This window comes from Pseudomonas sp. JL3, assembly GCF_031570575.1.
In the GTDB taxonomy this organism is placed as follows: Bacteria; Pseudomonadota; Gammaproteobacteria; order Pseudomonadales; family Pseudomonadaceae; genus Aquipseudomonas; species Aquipseudomonas cucumis.
Genome location: NZ_JAKWJK010000069.1, coordinates 1 through 717, shown reverse-complemented (window position 1 = coordinate 717; position 717 = coordinate 1). Strand labels below are relative to the sequence as shown.

Annotated in this window: 2 pseudogenes; both read left to right on the top strand. The window is 59.9% G+C overall.

The annotated features are described in order from the left end of the window. Positions 1–342 (top strand): annotated as a pseudogene (locus tag MMG91_RS28815) (carbon starvation CstA family protein); the annotation flags it as partial. Positions 343–450: 108 nt separating this feature from the next. Continuing rightward, a pseudogene (locus tag MMG91_RS28810) lies at positions 451–717 on the top strand (carbon starvation CstA family protein); the annotation flags it as partial.

Here is a 717-nt window from a genome sequence, read left to right as displayed (position 1 = left end):
TTGACCCAGTTCATCGACGGCACCGGGCCGGTGTGGAAGGGTGGGTTGTTCCCGTTCCTGTTCATCACCATTGCCTGTGGCGCGGTGTCTGGTTTCCACGCATTGATTGCTTCCGGCACCACGCCGAAGTTACTTGCCAATGAAGGCCATGCCCGTTACATCGGTTACGGTGGCATGCTGATGGAGTCCTTCGTGGCGATCATGGCAATGGTGGCCGCTTCGGTGATCGAGCCGGGTGTCTATTTTGCGATGAACAGCCCGGCGGCCCTTGTCGGCTCCGATGCTGTTTCGGTTGCTCAGACGGTCAGCAGCTGGGGTTTTGCAATTACCCCGGAAGCCCTGCAAGCANTATTTTGCGATGAACAGCCCGGCGGCCCTTGTCGGCTCCGATGCTGTTTCGGTTGCTCAGACGGTCAGCAGCTGGGGTTTTGCAATTACCCCGGAAGCCCTGCAAGCAGTGGCCAAGGACATCGGTGAAACCACCATCCTGGCCCGTGCCGGTGGTGCGCCGACCCTGGCGGTCGGTATCGCGCAGATCCTGCACCAACTTCTGCCGGGTGAAAACACCATGGCGTTCTGGTACCACTTCGCGATCCTGTTCGAAGCGTTGTTCATCCTGACCGCGGTGGATGCTGGTACCCGTGCCGGGCGATTCATGCTGCAGGATTTACTCGGCTCCTTCGTTCCGGCGCTGAAACGCACCGAATCCTGGACCGC